We start from the raw sequence: 23,507 nt of genomic DNA, 5'->3' as shown, positions 1-23,507 counted from the left end.
GGTCACTAACCCAAAACCCTGCCAATCGGCGATCCTGCGATTCCATATTGCGAACGCAAAGCTTCGCGTCCTCCTCCCTTCGTAGAAAAATCCTCTCGCGCCCCTCCGATGGGGCGAATAGAACCGAATAGAACCGAAAAACACCCCTCTCGTTTGCTGCTTACCCGTCCATTCCCAATAATCTATCCAAATATCAAAGAAGAGATGTTTCTTTTCGGAAAGCCGAAGACGGAGAAACGAGCGGGGGGATCTCAGCAGCTTTTTCAAATACCAAAGCGATGGGGGCCGCTAATGGGTCCGGCGATCGCAGCCCTGCTGGTTTGATTTGATAGGCAGGCCGTAGCGTTGCTCAATCTTGAATCGCGTTTGCTTCAGCCGCCCGGCGATGTGCAGATGAGCTGAATGACAGAGCAGATCCGGTGTTTTCCGGATCTGCTCGGTATCGTCAGGTCAAGTGGAAGAGCCGGTCTTCATAAGAACTCATGCTTCATCTGCAACTGCCCAGAAGAAAGGCGGCAGCCGCAATTGCTAGTTCAACGTTACGTCGTAAGATGCCAGCGTCTCGTAAGTGTCATTATCCCAGACCTCAATAACCATCTCGACGTTCGTCATTTCGCTAACGCTTGCGATATCATCGGAATCGGCATAGAAGAACGCGCCCTCTGCCAGCTTGCCAGGCAATACGACTTCGCCGCCCCAGAAATCGACCATCTTGCCATTGACGGAGCACGCATCAGAGGGAACCGTTACGTAGATGGACTTGTCGGATTTATTGTTCACGTCAACAACGTAGCCCGGGCCTTCCCATTCGTCGCTCTTCTTCGCCACGACGTCAATCGTCCACATGTCGTCGTCAACAACGGTGACGGGAGTGAAGGAGGCATCGTAGGTCACTCCGCTGTCGGCAGAAGTAGCGTCATCTCCCTCGTCACTAAGGATGCCCTCCATGCTCGCGGCATCTTCTTTGATCTTCGCTGCCTCTTCTGCGATGACCTTCTGGAAGGTCATCTCCTCGCCATCAACAGCAATCGTAAGCTCTTCGCCATTCAGTTTGCCCGTTACGGAACTGCCTTCGATGGTCAGCGTGAGCTCGGTACTGCTCTTTGCTTCCCAAGTGCCCGATATTTCCTCGCCCATCACATCAAGAACAGCAGTTTTGTCTTCGTTGAGGTCGAGTACGACGTTCATGCCGAACGCCTCCATGGCCGCAATGTCGTCTTCGGTTGCGCCTGCTACGTTCGTCATCTTCCAGCTTCCCTGGAAGTACGCCGAAGCGTCTTTCTGCGCGCCGCTGCAGCCGGTAAACGCAAGGCTCAAAGCGATTACGAGCGCCAGCGCGGTGATTGATAACAGTCTCTTCATGATTTCCGTCCTCCTCAGTTCGAACGTTTTGTTCGTGAGACGGTTGCCTCACACCGCTATTGATACACTTCGAAAGTCTGCTAATCCATTACCTCGTTGTGTATTTTCTCGGGGCAAAAGAAAAATACTTAAATTGAGTAGTGTCGCTGTCTTATTGTACAACCGCAGTTCAATCGCATGATTTCTGAATCAAAGGGCCTAAATCGAATACTTCGGTTCTGCAAGTCGATGCGCGGACAATGTTTTGCTGGCATAATAAGCCGTGAGACTCGATCTTTTTCCTATCTGCTGCATGCAACGATATGAATGGGGGTTGTGCGTATGAGAAGGATGGTCGGCATCATTCTTTCGTTGGCGCTCGCCTGCGGGCTGTTGCTCGATGCCGGCTGCGTCCGCTCGCCGAGCAACCAGCCGACTACCATCACCATCTGGCACGTCTACGGTGGCCAGACAGATTCTCCGCTCAACGATCTCATCGATGTTTTCAACAACACGGTTGGCGTCGAAGAGGGCATCCGGGTTGAGGTCGCCATGGTGTCGGACAACAAGAACATCCACAACGGCATCATTGCCGCAGCGGCGGGAGAGCCAGGGTCGCCGAAGCTGCCCGATATGTTCGTTTCCTATCCGAAGACCGTTCTTGCTCTGCCTGATCAGAGCATCCTTGTCGATTATCGCGATTACTTCACCGAAGACGAGCTTGCAGCCTTCGTGCCAGCTTTTCTGGAAGATGGCGAAGTCGACGGCCATCTTGTGTGTTTGCCCGTTGCCAAGTCAACAGAGTTGCTCTTCGTCAACAAAACCGATTTCGACCGCTTTTCCGCTGCAACAGGCGTAACCCTTGACAGTTTGAGAACGTGGGAGGGTCTCTTTGACGCTTGTTGCGTCTACGAGGAATGGACCGACAGCCTTACGCCGGATATCGAAAGCGACGGGAAGGCGTTTCTCGCCCATGATTACCACTTCGATTACTTCCAAGTGGGCATTGAGTCTCTCGGAACGTCGTTTTTCGACGGTGACGACATCTCGTTCAGCTCGACGTTCGCCCGCGTGTGGCAGCCTTATGCGCGCGCGGCAATCAGCGGAGGCCTGTGGCTGGGAGGCGGCTATGCGACCGATCCCCTTCGGACGGGGGAGGCGGTTGCCAGCGTTGGCTCTTCGGCGAGCGTTCTGTATTACACCAACGAAGTAATTCGCGCCGACAACACCTCCGAAATCGTCGAGTTCGACATCATGCCCGTCCCGACATTCGCCGGCGGGGAGAAGATGGTGATGCAGCGAGGGGCAGGGATATGCACGGTAAAGTCGACGCCCGAAAAGGAGCAAGCCGCCATCCGGTTCCTGAAGTGGCTTACCGACCCCGAGCGCAATAGCCAATTTGCCGTAAGCACCGGCTATATGCCCGTTGTTCAGGAGGCGTACGATTCCTATTTGCCACAATGCATTGAAAAGCTAACCGACCAAAGATACGTTGAGCTTTATCGCGCCTACATAGAAACCCAGCGGGACTACCTGTTTTACAAAGCCCCTCAAACCGATTCGTATCTGCAGCTTGAAGATGCTTTCGAGTCGAACGTGCGAAAGCATCTCTCGGCGGCGCGCAACAGCTTCATCGAATCCGGAGACGAAAGCGGCGCGGCTCTCGACAGGCTCATCGCCGATAGCTACGAGCAGTTCAAGAAGGGATTCTGATAATCCGGCAGCATGGACCCCGGTTACGAGCCATGCGATCGCGGAATGATGGCCTAGCATCTGCTTGTCGGGAGGTCAGATTCCCATAGATTGAAACCGGATTCTCGGTTGGCGAAAGGAGGGAGTCGCGCATGAACCGCATACGGCAGATGACCGAGCTTATGCATGCGACGCGCAAGGAAGTCTCCATGCGGCGCAAGCTTGTCGCATATTGGGCTTCGATGATCTTCGTCCTGCTTGCTGCGATGCTCGTCCTCGCCAGCTTGTTCGGCGTGTTCTCCATCAGGGAGAGCAACCTCCGTCACGCACTCGATGCCCATCATACCAGCACAGTGGCAAGCGTCAAAAAGCAAACGAGCGTGCTTGCCGCCCATGCCATCGCGTTGTCTCAGGAATCTTCGAACGCCCTTGATCACCAGCTGCTCACCCATCCCACATCCAAGCTCAACGACGACCCGGAGGGCATTGCCTGCGCCGAACGCGCGTTGTTCTCCGTGTTGCGCACCGCGCTTGAGACGAGTCCGTGCAGCGGCGCTTTCGTCATCATCGACGCCACTGTCAACACACAGATCGACAACGCCGAAAACTCTCGCGCCGGTGTGTACATCAGGTTTGCGAATCTCAGTGTAAGCGAGGTTGTCGGTCAAGATATCGTTCTATTTCGCGGGACGCCCCAAATCGCTCGGGAAAACAGCCTCGAGCTCCATAATCGGTGGAGGCTGGAGTTCGACAGCTCTCTTATGCCCGGATACGAAACGATGCTCCGCGGTTCGACCGGGAGGGTTTCGGAAAGCTGCCGATGGACAAGCCGTTCGCAGCTTCCCGGCACCTGGGAGGGCGTGGTCATGGTCGTCGCTCCTGTCTGCTCTTCGAACGGAACGGTTCGCGGGGTGTGCGGTCTGGAATTGAACGATTTGCTTTTCAGCCTGTCCCATCCCGCGCAAGATAGCGAGTACAGCTCTGTGATGACGGCCGTAGCCCCTGTAAGCAACGGCGTTGCGGACTTGTCCAAGGGCATGACCGGAGAGCTCAAATCAACGTATCTGTCCGACGCCGAAAAACTCTACGTTCGCGAGGGCTCCGGCTTCAACGTGTATGAGGCGTCAAATGGCACGTTCGTCGGCCTTCACACGCCGCTTGGCCTGCAGACAACAGACGGCGAGGACGTGTGCGCCATCACCCTCGTTCCCCAAGAGTATTACAGCGCGATGGCCTTCGCCGACCGCATGAAGATCATCGTCGCCTCTTCGCTCCTGTTTGTCGTCGCGCTTATGCTGTCCCGGTATTTGTCGCGTCGATTCGTAAGGCCGATATCCGATGCGGTTGACGCCCTCAAGGCGGACGGATCCATCGGGGACGGCCTGACGGGTTTTTCCGAAATAGACGCGCTCGTTTCAGTATTGGATTCGAAAGCGGCGAGCATCAAGCCGAGCTTGCTTCCTCCCGATGTCGCCTCTTTGCTCGATGAGTTTTCGGCTCGTTTCGCCACGCTTACCGCCACGGAGCGCAAGATAGTAAAGCTTTATGCCGACAACTTGGAAACGAGCGAGGTCGCCGAGCGTCTGTTCATCAGCATCCATACCGCACGCAAGCACAATGCGAACATATATCGCAAGCTGAACGTCGGCTCGCGTGAAGAGTTGGTGCTCTATCTGGAGCTGTTCCGCCGATGCAAGAAGCTCGATGCCCTCTTCGGCGAAGGGGGCGTTTCGCAGAATCCGGAGGCTTAGCTGCCGGTCAGGCTCCTGATCAAATTAAGTACTTTCCCGCGTTCGCGTTGAAATACCCAATAAGGTAATGGAACTTCGCGGACCTCCCCCCGCATAATGCAGTCAACGGAAGGGCTCTCGCCCTGACCTCGCCCCGCAATTCAAACCCCGTCTCGGCGCTCGCCAAGAACTGCGCGGCAGCTATCAAGCGGGCTAGGAATGCAGGCGGCCCTTCCTCTGTGGCGTCGCAGTGGCTGAATGCTGCATTCGGTAAGGGAGGATGAACCATGGGACTGTTCGGGAAGCTTTTCGAGAAGAAAGAGTGCGCTATCTGCGGCGGAGAAATCGGTCTTTTGGGCAACCGCAAGCTTGAGGACGGCAACATGTGCAAGGCGTGCGCAGCCAAGCTGTCGCCATGGTTCGATGAGCGCCGGCACTCGACCGTCGCGCAAATCGAGGAGCAGCTTGAATACCGCGAATCTAACAAGGAAAACGTCGCCGCGTTTCGCACGACGCTATCGCTCGGTGAAACCGCCAAGGTTCTTCTCGACGAATACGTAGGCCGCTTCATGGTTACCTCGGCGCGCAATTACTCGGAAGCGAACCCCGATGTGCTCGAGCTTTCCGATATCACGGGATGCACTTACGATATCGACGAGGGCATCGACGAGGTGACGCGTTTCGACGAGAACAACGAGGCCGTAAGCTACGATCCTCCGAGATTCACCCACTCCTACAATTTCTATGTAACCGTTTACGTCAACAACCCGTATTTCGACGATATGCGCTTCAAGGTGAACAGCCGAACCGTCGAAGTCGAAGAGAGGCGCGGGCCTGCGGTTTCTGCGAACCCGGGCAGCATCAACCTCGTTATCGGCTCGCTTTCGGGAGCAGAGACGTTCAATCCCGAAGCCAGCGTCGAGTACTGTACGTACCGCGACCTGTGCGAAAGGATAGTAGCAACCCTTCTTGAGAACCGCCAAAGCGCACGTGAGGAAATCGCAGCGGCGGCGGCGCCCAAAGCAGCGGTTGCGTGCCCGTATTGCGGTGCGACAACAACGCCCACAACGACGAACTGTTGCGAGTTCTGCGGCGGAGCCCTTGGCGATTAGGCTTCGCGCTGAATCGGACACCGGGCAACTGATCAACGGAGGCGGCCATGGCTTCGAGCGTGAAAAACTACCAGTGCCCTTCCTGCACGGGTCCTCTCGGATTCGATGCGGAAACAGGGTTGCTCGTATGCCCCCGACGCCATAGAGGCCCTCTATGGCGTGCGCACCGAACCCGAGGCATCGGCTGAAAAGGCCGACATGGGTTCCAAAGAGGGCGGTTCGCCTTGGAGCCTGGCGGGAACAGGGGGTTCGACGATGCGGAAGAGCAGGAGATGCGATCATGCTGCTGCCCCTCGTGCGGGGCCGAGCTCGTTTGCGATCATGCGACCATAGCCGCGTCGTGTCCCTGCTGCGACAATCCGACCGTGATCCGATCCAGGGTTGCAGGCGCGCTCAGGCCCGATCTCGTTATCCCGTTCAAGTTGGAGAAAGATGCGGCCGTTGCTGCGCTGAAGAAGCATTACGTGAAAAGGCCGTTTCTGCCGAGGTGCTTCAAGGATGAGAATCGAATTCAATCGATCAAAGGGATCTACGTCCCGTTCTTCTTGTTCGACTACACTGCTTCCGGGATCTCTGATTTATATAGTAAATAGTGCATATTTAGACAAAAGGAGAGGCCTCAGCCTCTGTATTTTTTGAGCTCATCTTTCTTGTGCTATGCTGGGCGCGGCAACTTCGCTGAAAGGACTTCCATGGCCGCTCTGCAACCTGATCCCTGTGCGCTCCTTCCCTTTTCCGCCGGACAGCTCACGCCGATGCAGGCGATTGAGGCGCGCCATGCCGTGCGCAGCTACACCGACGAGCCTCTCGCGCCCGAGGCGGTGGAGGCGCTGCGGGAGGCCATCGCCCGGGTGAACGAGGAAGCGAACCTGAACATTCAGCTTGTGCTTGATGAGCCGCGGGCTTTTACCGGCTTTAAGGCGCGGCTTGTGAACTTCACAAATGTGCGCAACTACCTGGCGCTTGTGGGGCCTGAGTGCAAGGAGCTCGACGGCATTCTGGGTTACTACGGCGAGCAGCTGGTGCTGCTGGCCCAGTCGCTCGGACTGAACAGCTGCTGGGTCGGGGGCACCTTCAAGGTGGTGAACCGCGCTTACAATGTGGATCTGGGCCAGAAGCTGGCCGCCGTGGTAGCGCTCGGATATGGGGCCACGCAGGGGGTGCCGCATCGGTCGAAAGCGCCCCAGGAGGTGGCCCCGGGCTACGACGGGGCGCCGGAATGGTTCAAACGCGGGGTGGACGCGGCCCTGCTCGCTCCCACGGCCTTAAACCAGCAAAAGTTCTCCTTCTCGCTTGACGGCGAAGAGAACGACGTGCCGGTGGTGCGCGCATCCACCAAGCGCGGCGCGTTCACCCAGATGGATCTCGGCATCGCCCAGTGTCACTTCGAGATAGGCGCCGGGAACGCCCTCTATCGCTGGGCCGAGTAGTAGGCGTTAGGAGTCAGGAGAACCGGCCCCCCTGACTCACGGCCAGAGAAGAAATTCGCTATCGTTTCCTTGTCTCGCCTCAGGGCGCGGTGCTGTGAGCGGGAATGTGGAAGCCGCTGCAATCGACGCCCTCGTGCTCGAGCAGCCACAATTTGCGATTGATGCCCCCGGCATACCCTGTCAGGCTTTCATGGGCCCCTACTACGCGGTGGCAGGGAACGATGATGCTTATCGGGTTGCGCCCCACTGCGCCCCCGACGGCTTGCGCGCTCATGGACTCTTTGCCCAAATGCGTCGCCACATCCTTTGCCAGGTCACCGTAAGTGCGTACCTCGCCGGACGGTATTTCGCAGAGCAGCTTCCATACGGCCTGTTGAAAGCCGCTCCCGTTCGGCGCCAGGGAAAGCGCGGCGATAGCAGGAGACTCGCCGGCGAAATAGGCGTCCAACCAGTGGGACGCCTGATCGAGATGATCGTTCGCGCCTTCTGTCATCGGCCTGTCCAGGGTACCGGCGAAATACTTCTGACCGTTCAGCCAAAGCCCTTTCAGCCCTTCCTCGCTGGCCGCTAGCGTCAGCATCCCCACCGGGGAATCATACGTGCAAGAAGCATAGTAAGCATCCGTCTTGATGGCCATTTCTTTCCTCCCGGTTCTTCGATGAAAACCACTCTCCGGCGATTTTACCTGTTATCGAGTCAGCCTATGAGCGGTTCGCGTGAAGAAGCCCAAGGAGGGGGAAGATGAAAGACAGCTGCTGGCTCTGGAGAGAGGCAGAATCGGTACCTGTATAGAGGGAGGGTCTCGATGAGGGCTTACTTCAGCCTGCGACCCTATGGGGGTCGGCGCGAGGAACAAAGTGCGACATTCTTGCGTCATAGATGCGGTCGTGATCTGGCATGCTTGCCTCCCGCAAAGCGATATACGGAGGAAGCAATGGCAGCACAGGAAGCAACAGAATTCGTAGCATTTAGTAATGCCCGAATGTTCAATTACGTCGTTTCGAAAGAAGACGTGTGTCAAAAGCTCGTGGAGAGAATTCTTGGCATCGAAGTAGATCGTATCGAGTTCGAAGCAGAGGAACACTCAATTCAGCCGGGCCTGCAGGGCCATGGCGTAAGGCTTGATGTGTACGCGAGAGGAGGCGGGAAATCCTTCGATGTGGAGATGCAGGCCCAAACAGAATTCTATATAGGCTGCCGATTGCGCTACTATCAGTCGGTCATCGACTACGATCTCCTGCGCAAAGGGATGGAATACGGCGATCTGCCGTTCAGCTATATAATTTTTCTTTGTGTGAATGATCCTTTGGGGTCAGGGCTGCCCGTTTATACGGTTGCGCCCCAGTGTGAAGAAATGCCAGAGTGCCATTTGGAAATGCGGTGTAAATGGCTTGTGTTGAATGGAAGCGCATGGGCCCAAGAAGAAGACGAGGGCTTGCGAGCGCTTTTAAAATACATCGAAAGCGGTATAGTTACGGAAGGCGACGAGCTGGTCAAGCAAATCGATCGCTTGGTTTTGGAAGCAAACAACGACGAGAGGGTGAAGGGCGAGATGATATCCGTAAGTACCGTCGAGGAAAATGCTGAGCGTCGCGTCCGTATGGCGAAGAAGTTCTACCGTGAAGAAGGCTTGGAGGAAGGGCGAGCGGAAGGGCGAGCCCAGGAAACGGCTCGCATCACGGCCCTTGTTTCCCGTCTTGTGGCCGATGGGCGCGAAGGGGATCTCGTTCTCCTGGAAGATCCTGAAAAGCTCAGGCTTCTCTTGTCGGAATACTCCCTCTAGCTTGCTGAGTTAAGGGGGGATGTCGGTTCGTTTGGCTCCCCGCGGTTGCTCCGCTTGCGAGGGCTGACCAAGGTCAGCCCCTACGGCGGGGTGGAGTGGAACGGGATGGTCTATTTCCCCGGCATGACCAGCTTCAGCAGGCGCAGCTTCTGCTCGTTGAAGGGCGGGTTGCGGATGCCGGTCTCGATGAGGGTCGATTTCTTCATGGTTGACTTGTAGTGGGTGAACGCGTCAAAGCCCACCTTGCCGTGGTAGGCGCCGATGCCGGAGTTCTGCACGCCGCCGAAGTCCATCCGATTGCTGCTTGCGTGAATGACCACGTCGTTGATGGCGGCCCCGCCGCAGCGCACGGCATCCAGGATGTGCCGCTGGAATGTGCGGCTCTCCGAGAAGATGTAGCAGGCCAGTGGATGCTTGATCGACCGCACAATGTCCAGCGCCTCGTCCACATCGCGCCAGGTGATGACGGGCAGCGCCGGGCCGAAGATCTCCTGGCTCATGAGCGGGTCGTCGATGCGCACGCCCGTCACTACGGTTGGTTCAATCTGCAGTGTCGTGGGGTTGCGCCGGCCGCCGAAGGCGATACGGGTGCCTTGGGGGCGATCGTCGATGAGCTGGCACACCATGTCGAAGTGCTTCTGGTTGATCATGTGCGGGTAGTCGGGGCTGGCCAGCACGTCCTCGCCGTAGTACTCGTGAATCCACCGCTGCAATTCTTCCACGAACTCGTCGGCCACGTCCTCGTGCACAAGCGCGTAGTCGGGCCCCACGCAGGTCTGGCCCGAGTTCAGGCACTTGCCCCAGGCGATGCGCTGGGCGGCGCGACGGATGTCGGCATCGGCGGCGATGAACACAGGGCTCTTGCCGCCAAGCTCCAGGGTGACGCTTGTCAGGTTCTGGGCCGCGGCCGTCATGATCTCACGCCCCACACGCGGGCTGCCGGTGAACATGATCTTGTCGAATTCCACCTGCAACAGCCAGTCGTTCATGTCGTTTGATCCGTGCCAGCAGTACACGTAGCGCGGGTCGAACAGCTCGCGGCACATATCGCGCAGAAACTGCGACGTGTGCGGCGAGGTCTTCGACGGCTTCAGGGCCACGCAGTTGCCCGCGCCGATGGCGTCCACTAGCGGAATGAGCGTCAGCTGCAGCGGGTAGTTCCACGGCGAGAGCACGGCGGCCACGCCGAAGGGGTAGGGGTACACCGTGGACGAGGAGGGGAAATGCGCAAGTGGCGTAGGCACGCGCCGCGGGCGCGCCCATTGGCGCAGCTTTCTCAGGTAAAGGCGAATCTCGTCGTAAACGAGCCCCAGCTCAGTGGCGTACGACTCGAAGGCGGATTTTCCCAGGTCGGCATGGAGGGCATCCAAGGCCTCCTGCTCGTGGGCAAGCAAGTAGGCTTGCAGCCGGCGCAGCTGGCGCAGGCGGAAATCCACGGGTAAGGTGGCGCCGGTTTCGAAGAAGGCCTCCATCTCGTTGATCTGGTTCTGCACGTCAGCCATGGAGGTGGCAACGCCGTAGTTGTTGGGGATGGGGGTCGCGGAAGGCGTGGAAGAGGTATCGTTCATGAGGGGGTTCCTTTCGAGGGAAAGTTACAACCGACGCAGCACGTTCCAGCCGGCCATGGTGATGCAGGAGGGAACGACCTTGCCGATGAGGCGCAGCGCCGCCGACTGAGGGCTCGCGCAGGCCACGGCGAAATGGGCCTTGTTCGCGCAAAGCGCTCGGCGCACCACGTCCTGCGGCGTCTGCTCGCCGAGGAGGTGCCCCACGTCGTGGCCGCCGCCGGAGGTGCGTGCCACCTTCTCGAAGCCGGTCTTCACCCAGGTGGGGCACAGCGCCGTGGCGGTGATACCCGTGCCGTGCAGCTCCCAGCGAAGGGCGCGCGTGTAATGCAGCACGAATGACTTAGTGGCGGCGTACACATTCATATGGGGCAAGGGCGTGAAAGCAGCGGCGGAGGCCACCTGGATGATGCGGCTGCCCCGTTCCATATAGGGCAGCGTCGCACGAGTCATATCCACCAGCCCGCGGCAGTTCAGGTCGATCATGGAATCCACCGCGGCATCGGAGATGGTCTGCCAATCGCCGAACTTGCCGAAGCCGGCCGCGTTCACCAAGAACGTGACGCGGGGGTCTTCCGCGGAAAGCGTTGCGCGAATGTTCGCGATGTCGGCCTCGCTGGTGAGGTCGGCGGCTACCGCGCGGGAGGGCGTGTCCAGCTCGCCGGCCACGTCTGTCAGGGCCTTCTCGTTGCGCGCGACCAGCCACAGCTCGTCGGCCACCTGCCGCGCATCTAGCTGCCGCGCGAACTCGCGCCCCAGCCCGGAGGACGCGCCCGTGATGATGGCTACTCGTTTCGAAGGATTCATGGAAAGCCTCTTTTCTGAACAACCGTGGGTTTAACCTAACAGTCAGAAGGCTGTTTCCGCATTGGAAGCGGGCAACCGTTACAATGATGTGGCTCTATAAAAGCTCGAAAGGACCAAAGCCTCATGGCTGCTGAAAAACCAACGCCGCCCTTCGACACGTTCGTGTTCGACGTGGACGGCACGCTGCTCGATACGCTTGACGACCTCGTCGTGCTCACTAACGACGCGCTTGCCGAATTCAACCTGCCTCCGCGCACCCGCGAGGAGATCAACTCCTATGTGGGCAACGGCGTGAAGGCGCTCATGTACCAGGCGGTTCCTGAAGGGACGCCCCAGGACGTGGCCGACGCCTGCCTCGCCCGCTGGAAGGAGAACTACGGCACCTATCCCAACGACCTGACGAAGCCCTACCCGGGCATCCCCGCCCTGCTAGCCGAGCTGCGTCGGCGCGGCTGCAAGCTGGGCGTGCTGTCGAACAAGTTCGATGGAGGCGTGCAGTTCATCATGAACAAGTGTCTCCCCGACGCTGTGGATGTGCAGCATGGGGAAGGCGGCCCGCAGAACTTCCCACGCAAGCCCGACCCCACAGGGCTGCTCACCACCATTGAAGAGCTGGGAAGCGCGCCGGCGCGCACGGTGTACATCGGCGACTCCCCGGGCGACATCCACGTGGCCCGCAATGCCGGCTGCTATGCGGTCGGTGTGGACTGGGGCTACCATGACCCGGCCGATTTCGCCGCCGAAGGCTGGGAACCCGACCTGCTCGTGAGCGATCCGAAGCAGATTCTCGTTCTTGCTCCGGAAGTCTAGCGCCTGTGTCGCAGCGAGCCCACCTCATACTCTCCTGGGTTATCGTCGCCCTGTGGACGGGCGTGATCTTCTTCATGTCCGCCCACACCGGCAGCGATTTCGACGGCACCGGCCCGCTGGCCGCGATCAAGCGTTGGCTCGTGGGCCTTGCTGCCCCCGTTTTCGGCCCCGATACCGACATCGTGAATGTGGCAGCTCATTTTACCGAGTACCTGATATTCGGTGTGCTGCTCGTTGTGGCCGCGCGGCGCACCTGGCCCGCGCTGGGATGGGGAAAGCTCGCGCTCGTCGCCGTCGCCCTCGCCAGTCTTTACGCCGTGACCGATGAGTTCCACCAGTCCTTCGTCCCCGGCCGCATGTGCGACCCCGCCGACTGGCTCACCGATACGCTGGGGGCTGCATTAGGAGCTGGCACTGCTGTTCTTGCGCTTGAAAAGATGTTGGCAAAGAGGCAAATGGGTTGATCGGGCGAGGCAAGCGGCGGGATCAGAGAGCGAAAGTCTCCGGCAGATCTGGAGGGCGATTTCGGGCGGAAATTTCGACTTGTTAGGCATGTGCATAGGTTCAAGTACGCACCGAATTGCTATGTATAATGTAATTCATGTATTAATATGCGAATCGAATACGATCATCTAATTCGCACTATTATTGAGCGCCTGGCAAACTCTAACAAGTCGAAATTATTGTCCTCGCAAAGCGCTAGTTCTGCGAGAAATGGGCACGAGAAGCTCCTGCGCCTATTCCGCGTCCCCGTAGCCGTCGGGGTTCTGGGACTGCCAGCGCCAGCCGTCTTCGCACATGCGGGCCATGTCGTATTCGGCCGTCCAGCCCAGCTCGTCGCGGGCCTTCGTGGCGTCGGCGTAGCACTCCGCGATGTCGCCGGGGCGCCGGGCCATGATGCGGTAGGGAATCTCGTGACCGCACGCAGCCTCGAAGGCGTGAATCACGTCGAGTACCGACGAGCCCTTCCCCGTGCCCAGGTTGAAGATGCCCACGCCACGGCGCGTTCCGTCTTCCGCCGGCTCGCCGGCCACCGAGCCCACGCCGATCGGCGCGCCGGTACCCACGCGCCCGGCCATCCAATCGAGCGCCGCCACATGGCCGCGGGCCAAGTCCACCACGTGAATGTAGTCGCGCACGCCGGTGCCGTCAGGGGTGGGGTAGTCGTCGCCGAACACACCGACCTGCTCCAGCTTGCCTACGGCCACCTGAGCCACATAGGGCAGCAGGTTGTTCGGAATGCCCTTGGGATCCTCGCCGATGCGACCGGATTCGTGGGCGCCGATGGGATTGAAATAGCGCAGCAGCACGACGTTCCACTCGTTATCGCCCGTGTACAGGTCGGAAAGGATCTGCTCGAGCATCGATTTGGTCCAGCCATAGGGGTTGGTGGCGTCGTGCTTCGGGCAACTCTCAGTGATGGGCACGAACTCCGGCTCGCCGTACACGGTGGCGCTCGACGAGAACACGATGTTCTTGCAGCCGTGCTCGCGAGCAACTTCGCACAGAACCAGGGTGCCGGCGATGTTGTTCCAGTAGTACTCAAGCGGCTTGGCCACCGACTCGCCTACGGCTTTGAAGCCGGCGAAGTGGATAATGACGTCCACGGCGTGCATGGTGAAAATGGTCTCCAGGGCCGCGCGGTCCAGAATGTTCGCCTCGTAGAAGGTGAGAGAGGGCCCCGGCGCAACCTTGCGTACCGCAGCGCCGGCCACAGCCGCGACGGCCTCGGCCTCTTCCTCGTTGGGCAGATCGGCAAACACGGGCGCCACGCCGGTGATTTCGCCCACGCGCCGCACGGCCTCGCGACTGGAATTGCTCAGGTCGTCCACGATGACGACCTGGTAGTTACGCTCGAGCAGTTCCACCACGGTGTGGCTACCGATGAACCCGGCACCCCCCGTCACCAGTACGCAGGTTTCGGCGGGATCTTTCGCAAGCAGGGCGTTCGCCATGGGAGCCTTCTTTCTTGGAAACGACGACGCAGGTTTTGCGCTCTTGAATCGCATGACGCTATGGTATCAGGTTGGGATGGCTTGCCGCTATATTTGATGGAAAGCGCATGGTCAGGGCGGCCAGCGAGTTAGGGGGTTCTCCTGACTCGCTTAGGGCAAGTCAGGAGTCGAGAGAACCGTCCTCCGACTCGCGCCCCCGCCTCACCCGCGCCCAAAGAAAGCCGCCTTCAACGAAAAGGCGACTTCTATGGCTCGCATCCTCTATAATCGTTCTCGCAACAAAACTCGCAGAAAAGGCCCAGGAGGCATTGCTCATGGCTGACATTCATTTTGGAACCGACGGCTGGCGCGCCATCATCGGCGAAGATTTCACGCCCGACAATCTGAACCGCGTCGTCGCGGCGGCGGCCCGCATCTTCAAGGAGGAGGCCGTGGCCGCTGGCCGCGATCCGCAAGCCCCGGGTACGCTCATCGTCGGCCATGATTGCCGCCAGGACGCCCACGCCTATGCCGAGCTGGCCGCGCAGGTGGCCGCAGGCGAGGGCTTCAACGTGCTGCTCACCGAGGACTATTGCCCCACGCCCACGCTGTGCTGGTCGGTGGCCCATAACGACGACGCGGTGGGCGGCATCATGCTCACGAGCTCCCATAACCCCGCCGAGTATCTGGGCGTGAAGCTGCGCATGGCCGACGGCGGCGCGAGCCCCGCCGAGTTCACCGACCGCGTCGAAGCCGTGCTGCCGCCCGAGCCGACGGACATTCTCGGCCCCTTCCAAACGGCCGACCTCATGACCGACTACCTGGCCGCCCTGCGCGAGCTGGTCGACGTCGAGGCCATCCGCGGCGCCAACCTGCGCGTGGTGTGCGATCCGCTTTACGGCGCCGGCCGCCACTATCTGGCTGGCCTTCTGCGCGACATGGGCGTGGAGGTCGTGGAAATCCACAACACGGAGGACCCCACCTTTGCCGGGCTGCATCCCGAGCCCATTCAGCCTTGGGTCGATGAAGGCCTCGCGAAAGTGGGCGAGCTGGGCTACGATGCCCTGTTCATCAACGATGGCGACGCCGACCGCATTGCCGCTGGCGACTCGCGCGGCAACTACGTGAACGCTCACCGCATCATCACGCTGCTCACGAAGCACATGGTCGACCGCGGCGAGACGGGCCGCGTGGTGTCCACGGTGACGGCGTCGGCCATGCTCGACCGCATGTGCCGCAAGCTGGGGCTGGAGCTCGTCAGTACGCCCGTCGGCTTCAAGTGGATCTACGGCGAGATGGAAAAGGGCGGCGTCATGATCGGCGGCGAGGAGTCCGGCGGCATCGGGCTTCCCGATCACGTGAAGGAACGCGACGGCCTGCTCATGGCGCTTTTGCTCACGGAATGCATGGCCCAGTCGGGGAAGGACTTGGGCACGATCATCGACGAGATGCTCGCCGATATCGGCCGCTTGGAGTTCGCTCGCCGCGGCCTTTCTGTCACCGACGATCAGATGGCCCGCTTCCGCGCCGAAACCGTGCCCACGTACACGGCCGACGAGATTGCCGGCAAGCGCGTGCTGGACGTGGATCGTCGCGATGGCGTGAAGCTGCTTTTGGAAGGCGACGCCTGGGTGATGATGCGCCCCTCCGGCACCGAGCCGCTCGTGCGGATCTACGCCGAGGCGGCCACCACCGACGAGGTAAACGAGCTTCTGGACGCTGCCGAAACGGTGGTCACGAGCCTGTAGGCCGTCTCGGCACAACGCGCCCGAAAGGCCGCCAGAGCCACTGTGCCCTGGCGGCCGCCCGACTTTTGAAGCACTGTTTGTAAAACAACCAAAATAGCGAAAAAATAGTGAAATTGGAGTTTCGCTATTCAGAAGGTCTCTCTACCGCAGCTTCTTCAGGAGCGCCCAGGCGCGTTGTTTGTCGGCGGGGGTGTTCATCATGCCTTCGAAGTCTTGGAAGATGGCGGCGGTGCGGCCCATCAGGCGATTGTCGGCATCCAGGGTCACCGGTGTGCGGTAGGCGGCCGAAAGCGCCTCGGCGGCGAAGGCGTCGCAGGCCACAAGCGCCACGGGGTCGAGGCCTTCCACGATGGTTCGCACGTCTTCCGCGCCCAGCTTGCCCTCGGCGGTTTCCACGACCACCTGCGCCAGAGGGGCAGTGCCGAACTCCAAGCTCACCGCCGATTTCTCTAGGGCCTCCAAGGCTGCGTCGCCCAAAGGGGTCTCGCTCAGCACGAGCAGCGTGGAGGTTGGCGCGCCGGTCAGGTGGCTGCCGTACAGCATGAGCACCGATTCGCCCGTTACCTCAAAAATGTTACTTTTCACGGAAGAAATCACACTCCCTCTTGCGCTGCGCTCGCACTCGCGATAAAACATTCCTGTATATAGTAGCAAATTCCAAGGAGGCGCCCATGTGCACCAATGGAGTCAACACCGGCCAGCTGGAAATGATGATCGACCAGATCGACGACCACATTAAGCTCGAGCGCCGCCATGCGCACGATCTGGGGCATTTGGCCTCCGACGCCGGGTTTGCCACGGTGGGGGAAAAGCTGCATGACGTGATGCGCCTGCTCGACGAGGTGCGCGCCGCACTTGACGAGGCCAAAGAGGCCATGGAAGATGACGCGAAGGATGCCGCCGGCTTCACCGTCGCCCGCGTCTAGGCGGCGCGACCGATGAGCAACGACCTTGTTCGTTTCTCCGTGGCCATGCCCGAGGGGCTGCTCATGGAGTTCGACCAGCTGGTGGCTCGCCGCGGCCTGGCGAAGAACCGCAGCGAAGTGGTGCGCGATTTGGTGCGCGACGCCCTCGTGGAAGAAGAGTGCGCAACGCCTGGGGGCCTTGTCATGGGCACGCTCACCATTATTTACGACCACCACTCCAACGATCTGCAGGAGAAGCTGCACACCATTCAGCACGACTACTTCGACACCATCATCTCCACGATGCACGTACATGTGGACGAGCATATGTGCTTGGAGGTTATCGTCATGCGCGGTGAAACGGGCCTCGTGCAAAGCGTGGCCAACCTCATTTTGGGCACCAAGGGCGTGAAGAACGGCAAGCTGGTGCTTACCACCACGGGAAGGTTTATGTAATGGCAGACGAGAAGGTAATGCTGGGGCATGGTTCCGGCGGTTCCATGATGAAGCGCATCATCGACGAGGTGTTCTTCGAGGCCTACGGCACCGACGAGCTTCTGCGCGGCGATGACGCGGCGGTGCTGCCGGCCCTCGCGCCGGGTGAGCGCATCGCCTACTCCACGGACAGCTTCGTGGTGACGCCGCATTTCTTTCCCGGCGGCGACATCGGCCGTTTGGCGGTGTGCGGCACCGTGAACGACGTGGCCACCTCCGGCGCCCGCCCGCTGTATCTCTCCTGCGCCTTCATTCTGGAAGAGGGCTTTCCCATGGATGACCTGCGCCGCATCTGCGCTTCCATGGCCGAGGCGGCGCGCGAGGCCGGCGTACGGTTCGTCACCGGCGACACCAAGGTGGTGAACCGGGGCCATGGCGACGGCATCTATATTAATACGAGTGGCGTGGGCGCTCTCGCCGAGGGCGTGAACTTGGGCGGCGCGCAAATTCGTCCCGGTGATGCAGTGCTGGTGAGCGGCACCCTGGGCGACCATGGCATCACCATCATGAGCTGCCGGGAGGGCTTGAATTTCTCCGCGAACATCGAAAGCGATGCGGCACCGCTGAACCACCTCATCGCCGATGTGCTGGCCGCGGCGCCGCACACCCGTTGCTTCCGCGATCCCACGCGCGGCGGCATTGCCTCGACGCTGAACGAGCTGGCCGAGCAGTCCGGCACCGACATCACCGTGGACGAGGATGCCATTCCCGTGAAGGACGCCGTGCTGGGCGCCTGCGAGATGCTCGGCTACGACGTGATGCAGGTGGCCAACGAGGGCAAGATGGTCTGTGTGGTGGCCGCCGATGAGGCTGAGGCGGCGTTGGCCGCCATGCGGAAGAGTCCCTATGGTGACGACGCCGCCATTATCGGGCGCGTGACCGAGGCCGACCCGGCCCGCGGCCCCAAGGTGTTCCTGCGCACCGCTTTCGGTAGCACCCGCATCTTGGACATGCTCGTCGGCGAGCAGCTTCCCCGTATTTGCTAGTTCGTTACGCACTCCTTAGCCGCCCCCTGAAAAGTTTTCTATTTCTACTTGCGCTTTGGCTCTTTCATGGTATCTTGCGCAGTGAAGTAACGGGGGGCGGAAAGCCCCTGCTTCATAGACGAGGATTATCACCCGAGAACGAAGGAGCTTCCCATGTCTCATCCCGTAATTGAAGCTGACGAGTGCATCGGCTGCGGCATCTGCGTTGACGCGTGCCCCCAGGAAGTGCTCGAGGTCGTCAATGGCGTTGCCGACGCCGTGAACGAGGAAGCTTGCATCGCTTGTGGCGACTGCGTCGAGGAGTGCCCCATGGGTGCTATCCCGGAGATCGTCGAGGACTAACTCTCAATTTTCGGTAAGTGCGATTGAACGCGGAGTCTTCCGGAGTCTCTTTTATCGAAATCCATTGAAAGCCCGTTGCTGCTGCAGCGGGCTTTCTTGCGAATTGAGTAAATGAACACGCAAAATGAGGTAGCCTGTCGTACCTTAAAGGGGTAAAATTGGCGAAATGAAAATGAGTTGCCCCACGAGAAGCAACATTCAGGAGTCACGTCGTATGCGAAAGAGCAACTGGATCATAGCCGCTGTGCTTCTGCTGGCTTCCGTTGCCTTCCTCTGGATTTGGCATGCGTTGCAGTTCGATCTCGTGGACAACCCTCTCGATATCGTGGTGACGGTTGTCTGGTGGGTCGTTATTGTCGCTGCCTGCGTTGCCATTCACTGGGCCGAAAAGAAGCGTCAGGAACGGATCCGCACAATCTTCGTTGCGCCGGGGCTGCTCTACAACAGCGAGATGGGAGTGGTGCGTCTGAGCCCCGATGATGAGGTGGTCGACGCGTTGCAGGCGATTCTCTCGAACCTTACCTATGGGTTCGAATTAGCCGAGCTGCCTGCCAACTCACGAGTGCGCTTCCAGCGCATCGTGCATTCCTCGAAGTTCGGCGATGCGGGAGCCACCTGGGAGGGCGATGTCGTGGAGGTTTCACGCCCCGATCGCCCCAGGGAGTTCCATGATCGCAATGAATTGGCCTCTCTGGTTCGCGGCGCCGTTTAGCAAATTTCTCTGAAGGACTTTCCTTATGGCGGCTTCGGCCGCTTTTTCTTGCCTGTCATTTCCATTTCAGAACAGAAGAATGACAAATTCATATCAAATGCAATGTCATTACCCTATCAATATCCTATCAACTTACCGCAAAAGCGACTTCCTCTTTAAAGCTGCGTAGAATTCTCATCGATATTGAAATCACTCTGCATTATGCGTATCGCCGGTGTTTTCGGTATCGCACTCACAGCCTGAAATGTGAGGATGCAAGGCGGCGAAAAAGCCGCCGGGGTTAAGGAGAAGTTGGTGGAAATGAACACAATACAGCGATTCGCCGACGCGCGTAACTGCCTCGAGGGAAAGATCGTGGCGGTCGCGCTCTCTCTGCTTATGGCGCTCTCGTTTCTGAACGTCTCGGTGTTTGCCGATGCGGCGCTGGCCGTCGAAGGCTTCGATGGTGAAGTGGGCGAGAAGACGACGGAGCCAACGCCGCCTGAAAATGCTCCGGAGAAGGCGTCCGAGAGCGTTTCGACGCCGACGAATGATGGCGCCAGCGAGACGCCCGCCCAGAAAGACGACGGCCCCCTCGATTCTCCGACGTCCGATGGCCTGCAAAACAATGCGGCCGTCCTGACCGTCGACACCGATGATGTGACGGTGGAGCTGACCGCTGCGGGTGCGCTTCCCGAAGGAGCGCGGCTGACGGTTGATGTGGCGGTAAACGACGAAGGCAAGACCGCCATGGAGAAGGCTCTGGAAGAGGGATACGGGCTGTACCGCATCTACCGCCTCGGCCTTGTTGACGAGGCAGGCGACCCGCTCACGCTTTCTGACATGGGCTACCGCGTTACCGTGACGTGGAATGGCATGTTTGCGGGCGAAATGAAGGCGTATCGCATTGATGGTCCCGACACGGTCACTGAAATAACGTTGGAAAAGCCCCTTACGACTCAGGGCGATATCAATCCCAACGCTCTCACGTTCTCCACTGATGTGCTCAATGCTCCCTTTGCGTTCGCCATGCCGACGCCCAGTGACGATGGGGGCGACAAGCCGAGCGGGCCTGCCGACCCGACCAATCCTGAGCAGTCCGTAATTTCGGATGAGAACACCGGTGAAGGCGACGGCGACAACGCCGAAAACGGCAACGGTTTCGGCAAAGAAGGCGACGTGCCCGGCACCGATAACGGCGATACCGGTACAGGCGCTGACGCTGACGTGGACGCTCCCGAGCAGCCTGCGCTGTCCGAGCCCGCCGCGAACAAGCCCGTCGATGACTCGGATAACGAGCATCAGCTCACCCTGTATGTGGGCGAGGTTCGCGATCTGCACCGTTTTGCCGCTTCTGGCGGCACGTGGACTTCCGAAAACTCGGCTGTGGCCGAGGTTGCCACCACAGGCAAGGTGACAGCGATCGCTCCGGGAGACGCGGTGGTGCGCTGCGGCGAGGTTACGATCAACGTTACGGTGCGTCCGGCTCTGACCGAAGACGCCGAAGGCCCTCAGCTTGCCTACTTCTACTTCCTGCCGCCCTCCGAAAATGGTTTGAACGGCGGTGCCGCGGTGGCGGCTGGCAGCGACATGAGCGGCGCTACGTTCCTCGGGTCGGGCGCCGTGTCGTTGCCCTCGGGCTATGATGGGCACAGCGCCCTGCTCAATGGCACGGTGCTGCCCCTCAGCAAGGATGCCAATGGCAACGAGATCCGCAACAATTATGACGTGCAGGTTGTTCCCGGTACCTTCACCATCGGCCCGGCCGGCTCTACGGTGGTGCCGCCGCGCAACCCGCTTCTGCCGCCGCGTTCGAGCCTGGGCGCGGGCATGCCGGCGGGGGCCACGACTCCGGCTGATGCCATTGCCGGCGTGGTGACGACGATGGTCGGAAGCCAGCGCGCTGCTGCCGTGGCCGAGCAGTTCGGGGCTGTGGCGGGCATCATTCTCGACGAGGACGTCCCCATGGCCGCAAGCGTCTCCTTCGATAACGAGGAGCCCGCGGTGACGCGTGTCGGCGGCGAGGTCATCGAGGACGACGCCACGGCTCTGGGCGCCTTCGACGAGCCCCACTGCTGGGTGCACTGGGTGATGCTCATTGGCGTTCTGCTCACGGTGGGCTACGCTGCCGTGGTAGTGGCGAACCGCCTCGGTTACGCCCGCAGGATTGACGACTTCAACAACTCGCTTACCAGCACGGTTACGACGGGAGCCGAAGATACTCGCGCGGCCCGAGTCGCCCATAAGGCCTAAGGGCGCAAGCGGCCGCAGAGGCCGACGAGTCGCACGGATCAGGACGCGCGACCGGCGGCCAACTCCATGGACTGCCCGCACGGATCAGGACGTGCGGGCAGTCTTGTTTTCAGATCTGGTTGAGCAAGTTCGAAGAAGGGTGCGACGGGCTATTGAACCTGCCAGAACCCCGACTTGTCGGAGCCGACGCGGGCGATGAGCCCCAAATCGCGCAGTCGGCGGAAGCTGCGGCGCACGGTGCTCTCGCTGATGTTGAGGTTCTTGGCGATGCGCGGTGCGGTAAGGCGTCCGTCGATATCGAGCATGGCGAGCACTTTCTCGTCATTCAGCGTGAGGCTCGTGTCCTGCTGGGTCGCCCGGGCTCGCGCCGTTTGCTGCACCTCGGGCAGGTCGGGTCGGGCCACGGGCGCGGCGTTGATGGCGTTCGCGTGCGTTATCGAGGCGGTCAAAAGGCTGTCTGAATCCATGGGGAAGCACACCATAGTCTCGTCGTCGCGTAGTTCGAAGATGGGCTCGGGCGTGCCGGCTTCCATGCAGCTCATGCGGATGCGCGAGACCCCGTTGCCCCAGCCGTCGATGATGCCGAGCGAGCGCAGGGCCGCCACGAGATTGGGGTTGTTGGGCCGCGATGTGTGGCGTCCGAGGAGCGCGCCCACGGTCCAGGTGCGGGGCGGTCGGCCCACGTTGTCGATGCAGAGGCGGTCGGTGAACACGCTCACCTGCACGGGGGCGCCGCTGTCGTAGTTCTTGTGGGCGAGCGCGTTCAGCACGGCTTCGTGCACCGCATCCCGAGGCGGTCGACCATGGCCACCGGCGGTGCCGAGACGGTAGGTGCCGTGCGGGGCCGGCTCCTCTTCCGGTAGGTACTTCTCAAAGAGCAGCTCGACGGTTGAGTGCACTTGCTCGATGAGGGAACCGAAGACCTCGTCCTCGTAGATGGGCGTGCCGCCGTGACTTCCAAAAAACCCGATGCGCACCGTGGCGCCGGGGATGTACTGGTGCGGCCGGTTATGCAGCAAAAGGATGCCGGCATTGGTGGGGGTGCCGACGCCGGTCATGAGGCCCGCATGGCGCAGCGTCTGCTCGATGGCCGAGGCCTCGTCAAGGTCGACCGTGAGGTCGGTATCGCGGGCCGCGCCGGTGAAGCGCGTGACGAGGCCCATGTTCAAATCGTCCAAGCTGGCCTGCACCACGGGACGCTGCTCCCACTTGACGTCGGCCTCCATATCGCGCTGCATGAGCCGATCGAGCGCCTCGTCGTCAAGGATGTGGTTCTCGCCATCTTTATAGAAGAAGAAAATACCGCGGAAGCTGATAGGGTCGTTGGCCGGCGGAATAACCACCTCCAAACAGAAACGACCGCTGTCGAGCACCAATTCCACCGCGCAGGTGAGGTTGAGCGATTGCGCGATAAGCCCGGGAATGGTTTTCATGAGGCGGCTTGTGCGTCGCTTCACGGCGCCGCGGCTGTCTACGTCGGCATCCAGAATGAGGCGACCTCCACCGGCGTTGGCGATGCCGCAGACCAGCTCGAGGCATTCCGTGTCACGCCAAGTGGCCCGGCGCGCGATAGGAAGCGAAGATTCGGATGGGAGCATAATGGCCTCTCTTACCCTGGCAGTACCGTCGCATTACATTATATATAAACAGCTGCTCTCTGTTCGACAGCGAGAAGAAGGGAATGCCGGGCTCGTTTTGCAATGAGCGATCGACTCATAGACATAAATCGTTCATATATCGCTTCACGAGAGGCGCTTAGGAAAGTGAAGAGGCACGCGCTCAATTTCTTTGAATTCCCCCTGATAACAGCATTGTTTTAGTTTGGCAACAGAAGCTTCGTGTCGTGTCTGCACCATATTTCGGCGCGTATTGTGCTGGGAAGT

General features: G+C 60.1%; 22 protein-coding genes. 15 read left to right on the top strand and 7 right to left on the bottom strand.

The features are described 5' to 3' along the window. Positions 1–528: 528 nt before the first annotated feature. Positions 529–1,362 carry a hypothetical protein gene (locus GO707_RS04050; RefSeq protein WP_157012186.1) on the bottom strand — a complete coding sequence of 278 codons (834 nt, stop codon included), beginning with the start codon at positions 1,360–1,362 and terminating at the stop codon, positions 529–531. Positions 1,363–1,692: 330 nt separating this feature from the next. Here GO707_RS04050 and GO707_RS04045 point away from each other — a divergent pair, with 330 nt between their 5' ends. From GO707_RS04045 to GO707_RS04030, 5 genes are all read left to right on the top strand, one after another. Further along, the gene (locus tag GO707_RS04045) at positions 1,693–3,054 is read left to right on the top strand and encodes an extracellular solute-binding protein (RefSeq protein ID WP_198161006.1); all 1,362 of its coding nucleotides are present in this window, start codon (positions 1,693–1,695) and stop codon (positions 3,052–3,054) included. Between the two features lie 131 nt (positions 3,055–3,185). Continuing rightward, complete coding sequence (locus GO707_RS04040) at positions 3,186–4,784, top strand: helix-turn-helix transcriptional regulator (RefSeq protein ID WP_157012184.1); 1,599 nt, start codon at positions 3,186–3,188, stop codon at positions 4,782–4,784. A 266-nt stretch (positions 4,785–5,050) separates the two neighbouring features. Continuing rightward, the gene (locus GO707_RS04035; protein WP_114538577.1) at positions 5,051–5,875 is read left to right on the top strand and encodes a DUF4428 domain-containing protein; all 825 of its coding nucleotides are present in this window, start codon (positions 5,051–5,053) and stop codon (positions 5,873–5,875) included. 47 nt (positions 5,876–5,922) lie between these two features. Then, entirely contained in the window at positions 5,923–6,063 is a 141-nt protein-coding gene (locus tag GO707_RS12855) for a Trm112 family protein (RefSeq protein ID WP_367891183.1), read from the top strand. A 504-nt stretch (positions 6,064–6,567) separates the two neighbouring features. Next, positions 6,568–7,305: a nitroreductase family protein gene (locus tag GO707_RS04030; protein ID WP_198161004.1), complete on the top strand. Its 738-nt coding sequence runs from the start codon at positions 6,568–6,570 to the stop codon at positions 7,303–7,305. 79 nt (positions 7,306–7,384) lie between these two features. On the opposite strand, the gene GO707_RS04025 is transcribed toward GO707_RS04030, so the two are convergent. After that, positions 7,385–7,942 (bottom strand): methylated-DNA--[protein]-cysteine S-methyltransferase, encoded by a 558-nt coding sequence (locus GO707_RS04025; RefSeq protein WP_114538579.1) that lies wholly within the window; start codon positions 7,940–7,942, stop codon positions 7,385–7,387. Between the two features lie 297 nt (positions 7,943–8,239). Between GO707_RS04025 and GO707_RS04020 the strand changes: the two genes are divergently transcribed. Continuing rightward, positions 8,240–9,088: a PD-(D/E)XK nuclease family transposase gene (locus GO707_RS04020; RefSeq protein WP_114538580.1), complete on the top strand. Its 849-nt coding sequence runs from the start codon at positions 8,240–8,242 to the stop codon at positions 9,086–9,088. A gap of 110 nt (positions 9,089–9,198) precedes the next feature. Here GO707_RS04020 and GO707_RS04015 read toward each other — a convergent pair whose 3' ends face one another. Together GO707_RS04015 and GO707_RS04010 are read right to left on the bottom strand one after the other, a co-directional pair. Further along, positions 9,199–10,656: an aldehyde dehydrogenase family protein gene (locus GO707_RS04015; protein WP_114538581.1), complete on the bottom strand. Its 1,458-nt coding sequence runs from the start codon at positions 10,654–10,656 to the stop codon at positions 9,199–9,201. Between the two features lie 24 nt (positions 10,657–10,680). Continuing rightward, positions 10,681–11,460: an SDR family NAD(P)-dependent oxidoreductase gene (locus tag GO707_RS04010; protein ID WP_114538582.1), complete on the bottom strand. Its 780-nt coding sequence runs from the start codon at positions 11,458–11,460 to the stop codon at positions 10,681–10,683. A gap of 123 nt (positions 11,461–11,583) precedes the next feature. On the opposite strand from GO707_RS04010, the gene GO707_RS04005 reads away from it, so the two are divergent. Further along, positions 11,584–12,270 (top strand): HAD family hydrolase, encoded by a 687-nt coding sequence (locus GO707_RS04005; RefSeq protein ID WP_114538583.1) that lies wholly within the window; start codon positions 11,584–11,586, stop codon positions 12,268–12,270. A 5-nt stretch (positions 12,271–12,275) separates the two neighbouring features. Further along, the gene (locus GO707_RS04000) at positions 12,276–12,734 is read left to right on the top strand and encodes a VanZ family protein (protein WP_227069931.1); all 459 of its coding nucleotides are present in this window, start codon (positions 12,276–12,278) and stop codon (positions 12,732–12,734) included. Positions 12,735–13,007: 273 nt separating this feature from the next. On the opposite strand, the gene galE is transcribed toward GO707_RS04000, so the two are convergent. Then, positions 13,008–14,225, bottom strand: coding sequence for a UDP-glucose 4-epimerase GalE (galE, locus tag GO707_RS03995; RefSeq protein ID WP_114538584.1), 1,218 nt, complete (start codon positions 14,223–14,225; stop codon positions 13,008–13,010). 314 nt (positions 14,226–14,539) lie between these two features. On the opposite strand from galE, the gene GO707_RS03990 reads away from it, so the two are divergent. Continuing rightward, positions 14,540–15,952, top strand: a complete 1,413-nt coding sequence (locus GO707_RS03990; RefSeq protein WP_157012183.1) for a phosphohexomutase domain-containing protein — start codon at positions 14,540–14,542, stop codon at positions 15,950–15,952. Positions 15,953–16,093: 141 nt separating this feature from the next. On the opposite strand, the gene GO707_RS03985 is transcribed toward GO707_RS03990, so the two are convergent. After that, positions 16,094–16,537, bottom strand: a complete 444-nt coding sequence (locus GO707_RS03985) for a hypothetical protein (protein WP_147272649.1) — start codon at positions 16,535–16,537, stop codon at positions 16,094–16,096. 86 nt (positions 16,538–16,623) lie between these two features. On the opposite strand from GO707_RS03985, the gene GO707_RS03980 reads away from it, so the two are divergent. The 6 genes from GO707_RS03980 to GO707_RS03955 all read left to right on the top strand — a co-directional run bounded on the left by GO707_RS03980 (position 16,624) and on the right by GO707_RS03955 (position 21,624). Beyond that, positions 16,624–16,878: a dynein gamma chain protein gene (locus tag GO707_RS03980; protein WP_114538587.1), complete on the top strand. Its 255-nt coding sequence runs from the start codon at positions 16,624–16,626 to the stop codon at positions 16,876–16,878. Between the two features lie 12 nt (positions 16,879–16,890). Then, positions 16,891–17,313 (top strand): nickel-responsive transcriptional regulator NikR, encoded by a 423-nt coding sequence (gene nikR, locus GO707_RS03975; RefSeq protein ID WP_022738200.1) that lies wholly within the window; start codon positions 16,891–16,893, stop codon positions 17,311–17,313. Further along, entirely contained in the window at positions 17,313–18,338 is a 1,026-nt protein-coding gene (hypE, locus tag GO707_RS03970) for a hydrogenase expression/formation protein HypE (RefSeq protein WP_114538588.1), read from the top strand. Before nikR ends, hypE begins: the two co-directional genes overlap by 1 nt. Positions 18,339–18,491: 153 nt before the next feature. Next, on the top strand, positions 18,492–18,680 hold the full coding sequence (locus GO707_RS03965; RefSeq protein ID WP_022738207.1) for a 4Fe-4S binding protein: 189 nt from the start codon (positions 18,492–18,494) through the stop codon (positions 18,678–18,680). Between the two features lie 214 nt (positions 18,681–18,894). Continuing rightward, entirely contained in the window at positions 18,895–19,392 is a 498-nt protein-coding gene (locus GO707_RS03960) for a hypothetical protein (protein ID WP_114538589.1), read from the top strand. A 300-nt stretch (positions 19,393–19,692) separates the two neighbouring features. Further along, positions 19,693–21,624: a hypothetical protein gene (locus tag GO707_RS03955; RefSeq protein ID WP_181869617.1), complete on the top strand. Its 1,932-nt coding sequence runs from the start codon at positions 19,693–19,695 to the stop codon at positions 21,622–21,624. Between the two features lie 149 nt (positions 21,625–21,773). On the opposite strand, the gene GO707_RS03950 is transcribed toward GO707_RS03955, so the two are convergent. Beyond that, on the bottom strand, positions 21,774–23,222 hold the full coding sequence (locus GO707_RS03950) for an ATP-binding protein (RefSeq protein WP_114538591.1): 1,449 nt from the start codon (positions 23,220–23,222) through the stop codon (positions 21,774–21,776). Positions 23,223–23,507: the final 285 nt, after the last annotated feature.

It is taken from the genome of Adlercreutzia rubneri, from assembly GCF_009755265.1.
Taxonomy (GTDB): domain Bacteria; phylum Actinomycetota; class Coriobacteriia; order Coriobacteriales; family Eggerthellaceae; genus Adlercreutzia; species Adlercreutzia rubneri.
The sequence above is the reverse complement of the archived record's forward strand: the minus strand, read 5'-3'. Positions and strand labels throughout refer to the sequence as shown.

Coding starts and splice junctions, on each gene's coding strand:
- GO707_RS03965 (WP_022738207.1), top strand. CDS start 18,492: ATGTCTCATCCCGTAATTGAAGCTGACGAGTGCATCGGCTGCGGCATC.
- GO707_RS03960 (WP_114538589.1), top strand. CDS start 18,895: ATGCGAAAGAGCAACTGGATCATAGCCGCTGTGCTTCTGCTGGCTTCC.
- GO707_RS04050 (WP_157012186.1), bottom strand. CDS start 1,362: ATGAAGAGACTGTTATCAATCACCGCGCTGGCGCTCGTAATCGCTTTG.
- GO707_RS04015 (WP_114538581.1), bottom strand. CDS start 10,656: ATGAACGATACCTCTTCCACGCCTTCCGCGACCCCCATCCCCAACAAC.
- GO707_RS03955 (WP_181869617.1), top strand. CDS start 19,693: ATGAACACAATACAGCGATTCGCCGACGCGCGTAACTGCCTCGAGGGA.
- galE (WP_114538584.1), bottom strand. CDS start 14,225: ATGGCGAACGCCCTGCTTGCGAAAGATCCCGCCGAAACCTGCGTACTG.
- GO707_RS04025 (WP_114538579.1), bottom strand. CDS start 7,942: ATGGCCATCAAGACGGATGCTTACTATGCTTCTTGCACGTATGATTCC.
- hypE (WP_114538588.1), top strand. CDS start 17,313: ATGGCAGACGAGAAGGTAATGCTGGGGCATGGTTCCGGCGGTTCCATG.
- GO707_RS04030 (WP_198161004.1), top strand. CDS start 6,568: ATGGCCGCTCTGCAACCTGATCCCTGTGCGCTCCTTCCCTTTTCCGCC.
- GO707_RS03990 (WP_157012183.1), top strand. CDS start 14,540: ATGGCTGACATTCATTTTGGAACCGACGGCTGGCGCGCCATCATCGGC.
- GO707_RS04020 (WP_114538580.1), top strand. CDS start 8,240: ATGGCAGCACAGGAAGCAACAGAATTCGTAGCATTTAGTAATGCCCGA.
- GO707_RS04010 (WP_114538582.1), bottom strand. CDS start 11,460: ATGAATCCTTCGAAACGAGTAGCCATCATCACGGGCGCGTCCTCCGGG.
- GO707_RS04005 (WP_114538583.1), top strand. CDS start 11,584: ATGGCTGCTGAAAAACCAACGCCGCCCTTCGACACGTTCGTGTTCGAC.
- nikR (WP_022738200.1), top strand. CDS start 16,891: ATGAGCAACGACCTTGTTCGTTTCTCCGTGGCCATGCCCGAGGGGCTG.
- GO707_RS12855 (WP_367891183.1), top strand. CDS start 5,923: ATGGCTTCGAGCGTGAAAAACTACCAGTGCCCTTCCTGCACGGGTCCT.
- GO707_RS04045 (WP_198161006.1), top strand. CDS start 1,693: ATGGTCGGCATCATTCTTTCGTTGGCGCTCGCCTGCGGGCTGTTGCTC.
- GO707_RS03950 (WP_114538591.1), bottom strand. CDS start 23,222: ATGCTCCCATCCGAATCTTCGCTTCCTATCGCGCGCCGGGCCACTTGG.
- GO707_RS04035 (WP_114538577.1), top strand. CDS start 5,051: ATGGGACTGTTCGGGAAGCTTTTCGAGAAGAAAGAGTGCGCTATCTGC.
- GO707_RS04040 (WP_157012184.1), top strand. CDS start 3,186: ATGAACCGCATACGGCAGATGACCGAGCTTATGCATGCGACGCGCAAG.
- GO707_RS03980 (WP_114538587.1), top strand. CDS start 16,624: ATGTGCACCAATGGAGTCAACACCGGCCAGCTGGAAATGATGATCGAC.